The following is a 13,176-nucleotide window of genomic DNA, read 5'->3' on the forward strand; positions in this document are numbered from 1 at the left end:
TTTATGTCTAACTTTTGGGGTGCAGTTCATTCCTACAGTGATTTCTTTTCATTATAGAAATTTTAGATCTTTTTTGAAATGTAGGATTGTTGAGCTGAACTGTTAATTTTTTTATCTGTTATTTATTTAGATATTCATTATAGTACATGATAGAAGTATCTTCCCAGATTCTTCTATTTTTTTGTTATACTCATTTTATCAATAGAAATGGAGTCAAATAAAATGATTGAACAGATTTATGAACAATATCTTGATTTTTATGATGTTATTGAAAAGGAATATAGTTATTTAGTGGATAATGATTTAGAATGGGAAGTTTTTCATCTTCGATTTTTACTCTATTATTTAGTTCGGTACAAGCTTGATATTATGCATCCTTTATTTTCTTACCACTATAGAGCTTGCTACCGTTTGTACATTGAGCAACTATTGATTTCAAATGATTGGGTTGGGAGATAATTTAAAAATTCTATATTTCCGAACGATTTCATAGTTTTTTCTTTTCAAAATATAAATTTACAATATTTTTTTAATATTAATTTTCTAGTTTTCTCTAGTTCCCTAATGTTTCTGGTCTTTGGTCTTGAAAAAATTGAGAATCTTTATTATAATAAATTGTAAGATATAATTGTAGGTGAGATTCCTGCCATGTATGTGAGAAAGGAAGAGCCTAAGGGCTCAGACAAGATTATGACTTCAGTTGTTGTTGTAGGTACCCAGTGGGGTGATGAAGGTAAAGGGAAGATTACAGACTTCCTTTCAGCTAATGCAGAAGTGATTGCGCGTTACCAAGGTGGTGATAATGCTGGTCACACAATTGTGATTGATGGAAAGAAATTTAAGTTGCACTTGATTCCTTCTGGAATTTTCTTCCCTGAAAAAATTTCTGTCATTGGGAATGGGATGGTTGTAAATCCTAAGTCACTTGTGAAAGAGTTGAGCTATCTTCATGATGAAGGTGTTACAACAGATAATCTACGTATTTCTGATCGTGCGCATGTTATTTTGCCGTACCACATCGAGTTAGACCGCCTGCAAGAAGAAGCTAAGGGTGAAAATAAGATTGGTACTACTATCAAGGGTATCGGTCCAGCTTATATGGATAAGGCTGCTCGAGTGGGAATTCGTATCGCGGATCTTTTGGATAAGGAGATTTTCCGTGAGCGTTTAGAACGTAACCTTGCTGAGAAGAATCGTTTGTTTGAAAAATTGTACGAAAGCAACCCTATTTCAATTGATGATATTTTTGAAGAATATTATGAGTATGGTCAACAAATTAAGCAATATGTCACAGATACTTCAGTTATTTTAAATGATGCGCTTGATAATGGCAAACGTGTCCTATTTGAAGGTGCCCAAGGTGTCATGCTAGATATTGACCAAGGTACTTATCCATTTGTTACGTCATCAAACCCTGTGGCTGGTGGTGTGACGATCGGTTCAGGTGTTGGTCCAAGCAAGATTGACAAGGTTGTAGGTGTATGTAAGGCCTATACAAGTCGTGTAGGAGATGGGCCTTTCCCAACTGAATTGTTTGATGAAGTGGGAGAACGCATTCGTGAAGTAGGTCATGAGTATGGTACTACAACAGGTCGTCCACGTCGTGTAGGTTGGTTTGACTCAGTTGTGATGCGTCATAGTCGCCGTGTTTCTGGAATTACGAATCTTTCTTTGAACTCTATCGATGTTTTGAGTGGTTTAGATACTGTGAAAATCTGTGTAGCTTATGATCTTGATGGTCAACGCATTGACTACTATCCAGCTAGTCTTGAACAATTGAAACGTTGTAAACCTATTTATGAAGAATTACCTGGTTGGTCAGAAGATATAACTGGAGTACGTACTTTGGAAGATCTTCCTGAAAATGCACGTAACTATGTTCGTCGTGTTAGCGAATTGGTTGGCGTTCGTATCTCTACTTTCTCGGTGGGCCCTGGTCGTGAACAAACAAATATTTTAGAAAGTGTTTGGTCATAAGAGATTTTTTAAGATTTGTTTAAGATAGTTCAGCTATACTATAGACAGTTACAAGAAGACCTCCTAACTTGTTGTAACAAATATCCTAAACTTTTCTTTTTCATAATAATCTCCCTATAAAGTCACCGCATTCGGTGGCTTTTTTTTCAGTTGAAGAAAAAAACAGTGGGCATTAAGTCTCTAGATTAAGTCTTGATTTGGTAGCCCCAGATCTACGAGTTTTCAACATTTTGGTAAATTAGTTAAGGTTGTGAAAGGAGAAAAGAAGTTTTGGTAAAAGAAGCTTTTTGAATTCTCAAATACCAACAAATCGTTCAATTTACCATCACATCAAAGGCGCATAACTAAGAAAAGATGAGGTTGGGATTTCTGATCCCAGCCTCTTCAGTCAACTATTTTCTTGAGAATTTGTAAGTTAGACAAACTTGAATTTTTTCTGAATCAGCTTACTTGATTATCTGATTTATTACTTTGAAATTGCTTCATTTCGTGCATAAAAGCATCTGCTTTTAGTTTGTCTGTGATGGTACTGACACTGACTAGCTTATTTAGTTTTTTTTCATGTCCTTCTAAAAAAATAGGATTTCTAATTTTTATACTTAACTTTACGCAATTAAAAGGACGCTTTTTAATGGTTATTTGTTCGATATCTTGAAGGCCAAATTGATAATGTAATAGGCTGTGGCCTCTACTGCTATAGGTATAATACTGAACAGTATTGTTTTTAAAAATCTCTACTTTTACTCCATTTATGAAGAGAGAAAAGCCTAAAAACCATATAAGAAGTGGAGCATAAATCAGCGCTACCGCCATAACAATCTTGTCTGCAAAATCAGTATTGTAAGTCATCAGACGCTTTAGAATCCAGAGAATCATAACAGATATAGATATCAGGGATGGGCCCCATACTCTATTAAATGTATCTTTAAGTGGAAACATCAAGGTAAGTTTTGGTTCATCCTGTAAAAAATCTAATTTCATCATTTATCCTTTCATCTTGTTTATTGTTTAAATCTCAGTTTTTTCTTTTTTTTGGAGAGTTATAATTAAAAATGTTCTAACAGAATTGGATATTCTGTGTCAATTGTTTCCATTACTCTCAGTTCATGATTTCTAATTTTACTCTTAATTTTGCCAGTATTATACTCTTTTTATAACATTATTTCTACTAACTAGAGATTGAATACTATCTAAAGTTAGTTGCTGCAAATATTATAGAGCTCTTTTTTTGTCTAGGAAAACATGCTATAATGATAGAATTGATAAGCGTGAAAAGAGAGAGGCTATGGATTATACAGTTGAAGAAAAAGAAGCATTTATGAGAGAGGCCTTAAAGGAGGCGGAGATTGCTTTAGAGCATGATGAAATTCCAATTGGTTGTGTAATTGTAAAGGATGGAGAAATCATTGGTCGGGGGCACAATGCGCGTGAGGAGTTGCAACGTGCGGTTATGCATGCGGAGATTATGGCCATAGAGAATGCTAATGTAAGGGAAGAGAGCTGGCGTTTGTTGGATTGCACACTTTTTGTGACTATAGAGCCCTGCGTTATGTGTAGTGGGGCGATTGGGCTAGCTCGCATTCCAAAGGTGGTCTATGGAGCTAAAAACCAGAAATTTGGCGCCGCTGGCAGCCTCTACGATATCTTAACAGATGAGCGCCTAAATCATCGTGTAGAGGTTGAAACAGGGATTTTAGAGAGTGAATGTGCAGGCATTATGCAGGAATTTTTCAGAAATCGACGGAAAAAATAATTTCTCTTTTAAAATCTTGAGGAATGTGGTATAATAATTGATGGAGCAACAGTTCTGCGTGAAGCGGGTCAGGGGAGGAATCCAGCAGCCCTAAGCGATGTGAATTGTGTGCTCTTTTTTTTGTGCTTTAAAGAAAATAGTTTAAGTATGGCGAAATAGGAATGAGTTTGTTAATAAAAGAGAAAATAAGGGACATTTGAAATATCTTTAAATTTTTTTGTATGATTTTATTGTTTGCTTTTTGATAGGACACTTTTCTTTATTTTATATAGAAGATTTTTCGTGCTTTTTTCGAATAAATAAGATAAAATAGCCTAGAATAAATGATAATAGAAAAGAGAAGATTATGAAAATTCGTGGTTTTGAACTAGTTTCTAGTTTTACAGATGAGAGTTTGCTACCGAAGCGTGAGACAGCGCATGCGGCTGGGTACGACTTAAAGGTTGCGGAGCGTACAGTCATTGCACCAGGAGAAATCGTTCTCGTCCCAACTGGGGTCAAGGCCTATATGCAGCCGACAGAGGTTCTCTACCTCTATGATCGTTCTTCAAACCCTCGTAAAAAGGGCTTGGTCTTGATTAACTCTGTGGGTGTCATTGACGGAGACTATTATGGTAATCCAGGGAATGAAGGACATATCTTTGCACAGATGAAAAACATCACAGATCAAGAAGTTGTTCTTGAAGTTGGGGAACGTGTAGTTCAGGCTGTCTTTGCTCCTTTCTTAATTGCAGATGGAGATTCGGCAGACGGCGTTCGTACTGGTGGATTTGGATCAACTGGGCACTAAGATGAAGATTATCTTTGTACGTCATGGAGAGCCAGATTATAGTATGCTTGATAAACTTGAAAATCCGCGACTCTATAGTGGTTTTGGTCGTGATTTAGCACCATTGACAGGAAAAGGTCGCAGTCTGGCAAAAGAAGTTGCTAAAACTGCATGTTTTGGAAAGGCAGAGATTATTATTTCATCGTCTGTGACGAGGGCTTTAGAAACAGCACATTATATAGCGGTTGAAACAGGATTGGACTTATTTGTGGAGCCGTTTTTTCATGAGTGGCGTCCAGACTTAGATGGTACTAACTCTGATTTAACTAGTGTATTGGTAGCTCATGAATATTATCTAAAACATCAAGGAGGTTTATCTGAAGATTCTCCTTATCGCTATGAAACTGCTCTGGAGATGCGTCATCGTTTTTTAAGAACTTTGGAAAAATATAAAAATTATAAAACTATTATCATTGTAACTCACGGAATGCTCATGCGCCAATTTGTACCAGACGAGAAGATTGATTTTTGCCAAGTGATTGAATGTGAGATAGAGATATAGAAAGAGGTTTATCATCGCAAAGAAAAAAGCGACATTTGTATGTCAAAATTGTGGATATAATTCCCCTAAATATCTGGGACGATGCCCTAACTGTGGGTCTTGGTCTTCCTTTGTAGAAGAGGTTGAGGTTGCCGAGGTCAAAAATGCGCGTGTGTCCTTGACAGGTGAGAAAACCAAGCCCATGAAACTGGCGGATGTGACCTCCATCAATGTCAATCGAACAAAGACTGAAATGGAGGAGTTCAACCGTGTGCTTGGAGGCGGAGTGGTACCAGGAAGTCTTGTCCTTATCGGTGGGGATCCAGGGATTGGGAAATCAACCCTGCTCTTACAAGTCTCAACCCAGTTGTCTCAAGTAGGGACAGTTCTCTATGTCAGTGGGGAGGAGTCTGCTCAGCAAATCAAACTCCGTGCAGAGCGTTTAGGTGATATTTATAGCGAGTTTTATCTCTATGCAGAGACCAATATGCAGAGCGTACGGGCAGAAATAGAGAGAATTCAGCCAGATTTTCTCATCATCGACTCTATCCAGACCATCATGTCTCCTGAGATTTCTGGAGTTCAAGGTTCTGTGTCTCAGGTGCGTGAGGTGACTGCAGAACTCATGCAGCTGGCCAAAACCAATAACATTGCCATCTTTATTGTAGGGCATGTGACCAAGGAAGGAACCTTGGCGGGTCCTCGTATGTTGGAGCATATGGTGGATACGGTGCTTTACTTTGAAGGGGAACGCCACCATACCTTCCGTATCTTAAGAGCAGTCAAAAACCGTTTTGGCTCGACAAATGAAATTGGGATTTTTGAGATGCAATCAGGTGGCTTGGTTGAGGTGCTCAATCCTAGTCAAGTTTTCCTAGAAGAACGTTTAGATGGAGCAACTGGTTCGTCCATCGTGGTGACCATGGAAGGAACCCGTCCTATTCTTGCGGAGGTTCAGGCCTTGGTAACACCGACTATGTTTGGGAATGCCAAGCGGACTACAACAGGTCTTGACTTCAATCGCGCTAGTCTGATTATGGCTGTTTTGGAAAAACGGGCAGGTCTTCTCTTGCAAAATCAGGATGCTTATCTCAAATCTGCTGGTGGTGTCAAATTGGATGAGCCTGCTATTGATTTGGCAGTTGCGGTTGCTATAGCTTCGAGCTATAAGGACAAGCCAACCAATCCCCAGGAATGTTTTGTAGGAGAGTTAGGTTTGACTGGAGAAATTCGGCGCGTGAATCGTATCGAGCAACGCATCAATGAAGCTGCTAAACTTGGATTTACAAAAATCTATGTACCTAAGAATTCCTTGACAGGTATTAAGCCACCTAAGGAAATTCAGGTGATTGGAGTGACGACTATCGGAGAAGTCTTGAAAAAAGTATTTGCCTAATAGTCTTACTCAGTTTTAGATTGCAAAACACTTTATAGCTAATATTTATTAAAAACAAGGAGGAATTTCTGATGAAATTTTCTATGGATAGTCAAATGCAATTTCCTTTGGTAGAGTTATCACTCAACCAAGGAGAAACAGTCTTTATCCAGCGTGGTAGCATGGTTTACCACACGCCTAATGTCAGCCTCAATACCCAACTTAATGCCAGTGGTTCTGGTTTGGGGCGTTTTGTCAAAGCTGTAGGACGTTCTATGGTTTCTGGTGAAAGTACCTTCATTACTCAAGCTATTGCAGAGTCTGATAACGCCAACCTTGCTCTAGCACCAGATACTCCTGGTCAAGTGATTGCTCTTGAGCTAGGTGAAAAGCAGTATCGATTGAATGATGGGGCTTTTCTGGCTCTTGATGGGACGGCTTTCTATACAATGGAACGTCAATCTATTGGAAAAGCTCTGTTCGGAGGTCAAGGTGGTCTTTTCGTAATGACTACTCAAGGTCAGGGAACTCTTTTGGCCAATGCTTTTGGCTCTATTAAGAAAATTGAGCTACAAAACCAAGAAATAACCATCGACAATGCCCATGTGGTAGCTTGGAGTCAATCTTTGGACTATAATATCCACTTAGAAAATGGCTTCTGGCAGTCTATTGGTACAGGCGAAGGAGTGGTGAATACCTTCCGAGGTACCGGTGAGGTCTATGTACAAAGTCTCAATCTTCAAAGCTTTGCAGGCTCTCTTAACAAGTATATTCAAAAAGGTTCATAATAATAAAAAAACTAGGGCAGAAACTCAAGCTAGAAGCTGGATGTCTCTGTCCTGGTTTTTTAATAAGGAGGTTGACAGCTGACAAATACTCTTAAAAATGATAAGATAGGAGAAATGTTTGATTATCAAATTTTTAAGGGGGAAATCGTGTCGTATTTTGAACAGTTTATGCAAGCCAACCAGGCTTATGTTGCCCTGCATGGGCAGTTAAATCTGCCAATCAAGCCGAAAACAAGAGTAGCCATTGTGACTTGTATGGACTCACGTCTGCACGTTGCACAAGCTTTGGGGTTAGCACTTGGAGATGCTCACATTTTACGGAATGCGGGCGGTCGAGTGACAGACGATATGATTCGCTCACTCGTGATTTCTCAGCAACAAATGGGAACAAGAGAGATTGTGGTTCTTCATCATACAGACTGTGGTGCTCAGACATTTCAAAACGAAGAGTTTCAAGAACATTTAAAAACTGAATTAGGGGTTGATGTCTCGGGTCAAGATTTTCTCCCTTTTCAAGACGTTGAGGAGAGTGTTCGTGAAGATATGCAGTTACTTCGAGAATGCCCATTGATTCCAGATGATGTGGTTATTTCAGGGGCTGTTTATGATGTGGATACAGGCAGTATGAGAGAGGTATACTAACTTTTCCTTTGTGAGTTCCTATCTTCCTATGAGATAGAATGTCTAAGTTGTCACATTTCAGCTTGAATATAAGGAATATAAATGAGCACAAGACAAGGGGATAAATGTCTACTCTTGTCTTATTTTTTATTGAAAAATAGAGAAAAAAGCGCTACAATGGTAGTTGGAAAAATGTTGTGAAAAAACACAAGTGATACATAAATACTGGAGGAAATCATGTCTTTTTCTGATTTAAAGCTGTTTGCCCTTTCTTCAAATAGAGAATTGGCAGAGCGTGTGGCGCAAGAGATTGGGATAGAGTTGGGAAAATCGACTGTACGTCAATTTTCAGATGGAGAAATTCAAGTTAATATCGAAGAATCGATCCGTGGGAAACACGTCTTTATCCTACAATCAACTAGCTCACCTGTAAATGACAATCTGCTAGAAATTTTGATTATGGTAGATGCTTTGAAACGCGCCAGTGCAGAATCTGTCAACGTTGTTATGCCTTACTATGGCTATGCACGTCAGGATAGAAAAGCGAGAGCGCGTGAGCCAATCACTTCAAAACTTGTGGCAAATATGCTAGAAGTGGCTGGAGTGGATCGTTTGTTGACGATTGACTTGCATGCTGCACAGATTCAGGGATTCTTTGATATTCCTGTCGATCACTTGATGGGTGCTCCTTTAATTGCAGACTACTTTGAGCGTCGTGGTATGGTTGGTTCTGACTATGTGGTTGTCAGTCCGGACCATGGTGGGGTGACTCGTGCTCGTAAATTGGCAGAGTTTTTGAAAACTCCGATTGCCATTATTGATAAACGTCGTAGCGTGGACAAGATGAATACCAGTGAAGTGATGAACATCATTGGTAAGGTAGAAGGCAAGACTTGTATCTTGATTGACGATATGATCGATACAGCTGGAACTATTTGCCATGCGGCAGATGCTCTTGCAGAAGCTGGTGCTGTCGAAGTTTACGCAAGCTGTACGCACCCAGTTCTTTCAGGGCCTGCTATGGATAATATCCAAAAATCAGCTATTAAAAAATTAGTTGTTTTGGATACTATCTACCTACCAGAAGAGCGTTTAATTGATAAGATTGAGCAAATCTCTATCGCTCATCTCTTGGCAGATGCTATCATCCGTATCCACGAAAAACGTCCTCTATCTCCATTATTTAGTATTGAGAAAAAAATCTAACGAATTCGTTGGATAAGACAAAACTCCTAACAAAGTGATAGACCTTGTTGGGAGTTTTCTTAATTAGATCAGAAAAATGTGAAAATTTCACTAATTGTTCGTTTTTTAGTCCATTTTTTTCCTTAATCTTTCGAGAATATTGCTTGTTTTTTAAAAATATAATAAATTTTACTCGTTTTTTACCAGGAATTTTAAAAATACTTTAAGAAAAAGCTTGACAACCTAGATATATGTGATATAATTTGAGGTAATAAGGGTTATCCTTATAAATAAAATTAAACTTAAAGAGGAGATAAAACAATGAAAAAAGTTTTATTGTCATCAGTAGTAGCTCTTGCAGTATTCTCAGCAGCAGCTCCAGCTTTTGCAGATATTAACGGTGGAGCTAACACTCCAGGTGCATATGACCAACCAGTAACAGGTGGTGGAGTAGGCGACGCTTACAATTCACAAACTGAATTTGTAAATGCACAACGAGTTAACGAGTATATCGCAGCTCATTCAGAAGATATCAATGCTAATAAAGCTGAATTGGATGCAGCTAAAGCAGCATTGGCAACAGCAGAAAATGCACCAGAAAACTTTGCACACAACCGTAATGAGTTGTTGAAACCTTACCGTGATGCAGTAGCAGCAGCTCAATCTAAATATGATGCAGAAGTTGCACGTGTTCGTAATGAAGCTGTTCAAAGCCTACAAAAAGAGTGGAACACAGCTAACAAAAAACAAGGTGACTACTACATCTTGAACGAAACTCCAGAACAAAAAAATGCTCGTTACTTGAAAGAACATGGTCTACCTGATCAAGCACCTGCTGATCAAGCAGCTGATCAAGCTGCAACTAAACCAGAAGATGGTAAACCAGGTGCTGTAGACCAAGCTAAAAAAGCAGACGCAGCTGCTAAAAAAGCAGGCGCAAATGCTAAAGCAGGTCAAAAAGCCCTTCCAAAAACACACGCTGCTAAATAATTTTATTTAAAAAGTAGCCAATCACTGAAACTTGGTTTCAGTGATTTTTTTGGTAAAAAATGAGGGAGGAAAAGATGAGTAGACGTTCTACGACAAAGAAATCACCAATTACTAAAATAATTGCTTCAATCGTTGCAGTAGCTATCGTTGCTTTGGGAGGCTTCTTTATCTATAAAAGCTTCCTAGCTCCAAGTGGAGATAAGCTAAATGATGCAAAGGTTACTCAGGAAGCTCCAAAACAAGCCTATACTGCTAGTGAAGAAGAAAAGGAATATCTCGCAAATAAATTTAAAGGCTTGCTTGCGACCAACTCTGAAACCGTTGGTTACGTCTATATTCCTGGTACCCAGTTGGATGAACCGGTTGTTCAAACAACGGATAATGCGACTTATTTAGATAAGCGCTTTGATGGCGTTAACGAGCCTTTAATGGGGGCAGTCTTTATGGACGCTGATAACAAGAAGGACTTTAGTGATCGATTGACTTGGTTATTTGGTCACGCTCGTGGTAGTAAAGTGCCTGACCACCGTATGTTTAAAGACGTGAATTATTTCAGTCGCCAAGAATATTTTGATGCACATCCTTATGTAGTCATTGAAACTCCAGAGAGAAAGTATTATTATGAAGCTGTTGCTATGATTATTGTTCCAGAAGAAACAGCTTTTTACCGTACTTCTTTTGATGATGATGCGGATTTTGAGAAACAGCTAAATATTATTTATGATACTGCAGAGGTTAAGAAACCAAATGTTAAGGTATCAGCTAAGGATAAATATCTTGTTCTTTCTACTTGTCGTGAAGAAGATGATACGATTCGTGCCAATCTCTACCTTCGACAAATTCCTGACTCAGAGATGAGTGACTTTGTCAAACAACATGGAGAAAGCCTTCAGTATAAACCAACTAGAGAATAATCTTTAAATAAGATCTTTATGAATCCTCCTCAAATTAAATGAAATTGTTTAATTTTGGGAGGATTTTTTGATTTTATAGTAAATTTCTGCAAACCCTTTCAAAATATGCTATACTGATGAAAAAGGAGGATTTTTATGACTCAAGAATTTATCAATCCAAGTGATGGCGTGATCCGTCAGTATCTAGAAACCAGTAAAACTCTAGCAGTAGTGGGCTTGTCTGATCGTGAGGAAACAACTAGCAATCGAGTGACAAAGGAAATGCAGGCTCGTGGCTATAAAATCATACCAGTAAACCCTAAGGCTGCAGGTGGGGAAATCTTGGGAGAAAAGGCTTATGCCAGTCTAGCTGAGATTCCTTTTTCTGTAGATATCGTTAATGTCTATCGTCGTAGTGAGTTTCTACCAGATGTGGCACGAGATTTTCTCAAGGCTGATGCTAAGATTTTCTGGGCGCAACTAGGACTTGAAAGTCTGGAAGCGGAAGAAATCTTGCGTTCTGGAGGATGCGATGATATCGTGATGAACCGTTGTATTAAGAGAGAACATACACGCTTAATTCTTGAATAATAAAAAGGTAGCTTGCGGGCTACCTTTTGTGTTATACTCAATGAAAATCAAAGAGCAAACTAGGAAAAGCCGCAGGCTGCTCAAAACACTGTTTTGAGGTTGCAGATAGAACTGACGAAGTCAGTAACCATACCTACGGCAAGGCGACGTTGACGTGGTTTGAATTTGATTTTCGAAGAGTATTAGAAAATACCGATGAGCGTTTGCATACCGAGACTAGTTAGGATGATAGCAATCCAGCAGAGAGCTCCAAGCAGAATGGATTTACCGCTGGACTTAATCATAGCAATGAGATTGGTTTTGAGACCGATAGCGCTCATGGCCATGATGATGAGGAATTTAGACAGTTGCTTGAGAGGTGCAAAGAAGTTATTGCTGACACCGAAGGAAGTAAGGACGGTGGTTAGCAGAGAAGCTAGGATGAAGTAGAGAATGAAAACAGGGAAGATTTTTTTAAGTTTTACCCCTTGGTTGTTTCCTTGTTGACGACTTTGCCAGTAGGAGAGAAAGAGAGTGATGGGGATGATAGCCAGAGTACGGGTCAATTTGACAATGGTGGCAGCTTCGAGAGTATTGGACTGGTAAAGACTGTCCCAGGCGCTGGCGGTAGCCGTTACAGAGGAAGTATCATTGACCGCAGTTCCTGCAAAGAGGGCAAAGCCTTCGTTGGAAAGATGGAGCCAGGTTCCTAGAGTTGGGAAGATAAGAGCTGCCAAGACATTGAAGAAAAAGATAACAGAAATGGCTTGTGCGACTTCTTTTTCCTTGGCATGGATGACAGGAGCAGTCGCTGCAATGGCAGAACCGCCACAGATAGAGGAACCGACACCGATCAAGGTAGCTAGCTTTGTATCTAGGTCAAAAAAGCGCTGGAAGAGATAGGCAACAATCAAGGCTATAGAAATGGTGGATAGAATGACAGGGAGCGAAGATTTTCCTACTGCAAAAACTTGAGAGATATTGAGTCCAAACCCAAGCAAGATAACAGCATACTGAAGCAGTTTTTTGGAGCTATAAGTCAAGCCGGCATCCAGTTGTTTATAGGAACTGAGAAATGGGTGGAGAATCATGCCAATAAAGATGGCAAAGACAGGTGCTCCCACAACAGGCAGAAAGCCACCTAAAATCCAAGAAATGATAGATATGATAAGACAGACCAAAAGTCCTGCCCCATTTTTTGATAGAAATGACATAAAAACCTCCTAAAATAAGTACTTCTTATTATAATCTTATCTCGAAGAAAAGTAAAGTTTAATAATTATTTGACAAGTTTCTCTCATTATGTGATTAGAACTGTAACGAAGTCTTGGTAAAAACAGAAATACCAGAGCTCCACCTCTGGTATTTCTGTTTGTCTAGTCATATTAAAACTAAACTCAGGTTATATTTTTTTTGTCGCACTTATCTAACCACTTTCTGACTATCCACTCAGAAATGACATTACCGATCTAGTAATCAATAATGGTGCTAGAATAGTTGTAACGAAGATTAGCAAAACCGTATTTTACAAAGGTATACTCTGTAATATTTAAATCCTTATTAAATCAACGTTTCTAAAGAAAAAGTAGCTGTAAAATATTATATATACAGCGTATTGTTAAACCAAGACGGTACCAAAAATTAAGGTTTCGGAGCTTATAAAATAAAGAAAGATGTCTCAATCATGAACTGCACCCCAAAAGTTAGACATAAA

General features: G+C 38.8%; 14 protein-coding genes and 1 other RNA gene. 13 read left to right on the plus strand and 2 right to left on the minus strand.

Translation table 11 applies throughout. The features are described 5' to 3' along the window. Positions 1-222 precede the first annotated feature (222 nt). Both comW and HMPREF2728_RS02700 read left to right on the plus strand, forming a co-directional pair. Entirely contained in the window at positions 223-459 is a 237-nt protein-coding gene (gene comW / locus HMPREF2728_RS02695; RefSeq protein ID WP_049530063.1) for a sigma(X)-activator ComW, read from the plus strand. Between the two features lie 231 nt (positions 460-690). Further along, on the plus strand, positions 691-1,977 hold the full coding sequence (locus HMPREF2728_RS02700; RefSeq protein WP_075226975.1) for an adenylosuccinate synthase: 1,287 nt from the start codon (positions 691-693) through the stop codon (positions 1,975-1,977). 441 nt (positions 1,978-2,418) lie between these two features. On the opposite strand, the gene HMPREF2728_RS02705 is transcribed toward HMPREF2728_RS02700, so the two are convergent. Then, positions 2,419-2,961 carry a hypothetical protein gene (locus HMPREF2728_RS02705; protein WP_222563178.1) on the minus strand — a complete coding sequence of 181 codons (543 nt, stop codon included), beginning with the start codon at positions 2,959-2,961 and terminating at the stop codon, positions 2,419-2,421. A 301-nt stretch (positions 2,962-3,262) separates the two neighbouring features. On the opposite strand from HMPREF2728_RS02705, the gene tadA reads away from it, so the two are divergent. The 11 genes from tadA (at position 3,263) to HMPREF2728_RS02760 (ending at position 11,483) form a co-directional block, all read left to right on the plus strand. Next, the gene (tadA, locus tag HMPREF2728_RS02710; RefSeq protein ID WP_075226966.1) at positions 3,263-3,730 is read left to right on the plus strand and encodes a tRNA adenosine(34) deaminase TadA; all 468 of its coding nucleotides are present in this window, start codon (positions 3,263-3,265) and stop codon (positions 3,728-3,730) included. 32 nt (positions 3,731-3,762) lie between these two features. After that, positions 3,763-3,860, plus strand: an RNA gene (gene ffs / locus HMPREF2728_RS02715) — signal recognition particle sRNA small type. 216 nt (positions 3,861-4,076) lie between these two features. After that, positions 4,077-4,520 carry a dUTP diphosphatase gene (locus HMPREF2728_RS02720; RefSeq protein WP_075226967.1) on the plus strand — a complete coding sequence of 148 codons (444 nt, stop codon included), beginning with the start codon at positions 4,077-4,079 and terminating at the stop codon, positions 4,518-4,520. Position 4,521: 1 nt separating this feature from the next. Continuing rightward, positions 4,522-5,061 (plus strand): histidine phosphatase family protein, encoded by a 540-nt coding sequence (locus tag HMPREF2728_RS02725; protein WP_075226968.1) that lies wholly within the window; start codon positions 4,522-4,524, stop codon positions 5,059-5,061. A gap of 13 nt (positions 5,062-5,074) precedes the next feature. Next, positions 5,075-6,436 (plus strand): DNA repair protein RadA, encoded by a 1,362-nt coding sequence (gene radA / locus HMPREF2728_RS02730; RefSeq protein ID WP_083280538.1) that lies wholly within the window; start codon positions 5,075-5,077, stop codon positions 6,434-6,436. Between the two features lie 71 nt (positions 6,437-6,507). Further along, positions 6,508-7,203, plus strand: a complete 696-nt coding sequence (locus tag HMPREF2728_RS02735) for a TIGR00266 family protein (protein ID WP_075226970.1) — start codon at positions 6,508-6,510, stop codon at positions 7,201-7,203. Positions 7,204-7,350: 147 nt separating this feature from the next. Further along, positions 7,351-7,845 carry a beta-class carbonic anhydrase gene (locus tag HMPREF2728_RS02740; RefSeq protein ID WP_006147430.1) on the plus strand — a complete coding sequence of 165 codons (495 nt, stop codon included), beginning with the start codon at positions 7,351-7,353 and terminating at the stop codon, positions 7,843-7,845. 216 nt (positions 7,846-8,061) lie between these two features. Next, entirely contained in the window at positions 8,062-9,030 is a 969-nt protein-coding gene (locus HMPREF2728_RS02745; RefSeq protein ID WP_000010179.1) for a ribose-phosphate diphosphokinase, read from the plus strand. A gap of 300 nt (positions 9,031-9,330) precedes the next feature. Continuing rightward, entirely contained in the window at positions 9,331-9,999 is a 669-nt protein-coding gene (gene abpA, locus HMPREF2728_RS02750; protein WP_075226971.1) for an amylase-binding adhesin AbpA, read from the plus strand. Positions 10,000-10,073: 74 nt separating this feature from the next. Then, positions 10,074-10,913 (plus strand): class B sortase, LPKTxAVK-specific, encoded by an 840-nt coding sequence (srtB, locus tag HMPREF2728_RS02755; protein WP_075226972.1) that lies wholly within the window; start codon positions 10,074-10,076, stop codon positions 10,911-10,913. Between the two features lie 135 nt (positions 10,914-11,048). Then, positions 11,049-11,483 (plus strand): CoA-binding protein, encoded by a 435-nt coding sequence (locus tag HMPREF2728_RS02760; RefSeq protein ID WP_075226973.1) that lies wholly within the window; start codon positions 11,049-11,051, stop codon positions 11,481-11,483. 182 nt (positions 11,484-11,665) lie between these two features. Here HMPREF2728_RS02760 and HMPREF2728_RS02765 read toward each other — a convergent pair whose 3' ends face one another. Next, entirely contained in the window at positions 11,666-12,676 is a 1,011-nt protein-coding gene (locus HMPREF2728_RS02765; protein WP_075226974.1) for a YeiH family protein, read from the minus strand. Positions 12,677-13,176: the final 500 nt, after the last annotated feature.

Origin of the sequence: Streptococcus sp. HMSC061D10 (genome assembly GCF_001808865.1) — a bacterium.
In the GTDB taxonomy this organism is placed as follows: Bacteria; Bacillota; Bacilli; order Lactobacillales; family Streptococcaceae; genus Streptococcus.

Coding starts and splice junctions, on each gene's coding strand:
- comW (WP_049530063.1), top strand. CDS start 223: ATGATTGAACAGATTTATGAACAATATCTTGATTTTTATGATGTTATT.
- HMPREF2728_RS02720 (WP_075226967.1), top strand. CDS start 4,077: ATGAAAATTCGTGGTTTTGAACTAGTTTCTAGTTTTACAGATGAGAGT.
- tadA (WP_075226966.1), top strand. CDS start 3,263: ATGGATTATACAGTTGAAGAAAAAGAAGCATTTATGAGAGAGGCCTTA.
- HMPREF2728_RS02705 (WP_222563178.1), bottom strand. CDS start 2,961: ATGATGAAATTAGATTTTTTACAGGATGAACCAAAACTTACCTTGATG.
- HMPREF2728_RS02760 (WP_075226973.1), top strand. CDS start 11,049: ATGACTCAAGAATTTATCAATCCAAGTGATGGCGTGATCCGTCAGTAT.
- HMPREF2728_RS02725 (WP_075226968.1), top strand. CDS start 4,522: ATGAAGATTATCTTTGTACGTCATGGAGAGCCAGATTATAGTATGCTT.
- HMPREF2728_RS02765 (WP_075226974.1), bottom strand. CDS start 12,676: ATGTCATTTCTATCAAAAAATGGGGCAGGACTTTTGGTCTGTCTTATC.
- HMPREF2728_RS02700 (WP_075226975.1), top strand. CDS start 691: ATGACTTCAGTTGTTGTTGTAGGTACCCAGTGGGGTGATGAAGGTAAA.
- HMPREF2728_RS02735 (WP_075226970.1), top strand. CDS start 6,508: ATGAAATTTTCTATGGATAGTCAAATGCAATTTCCTTTGGTAGAGTTA.
- HMPREF2728_RS02745 (WP_000010179.1), top strand. CDS start 8,062: ATGTCTTTTTCTGATTTAAAGCTGTTTGCCCTTTCTTCAAATAGAGAA.
- abpA (WP_075226971.1), top strand. CDS start 9,331: ATGAAAAAAGTTTTATTGTCATCAGTAGTAGCTCTTGCAGTATTCTCA.
- srtB (WP_075226972.1), top strand. CDS start 10,074: ATGAGTAGACGTTCTACGACAAAGAAATCACCAATTACTAAAATAATT.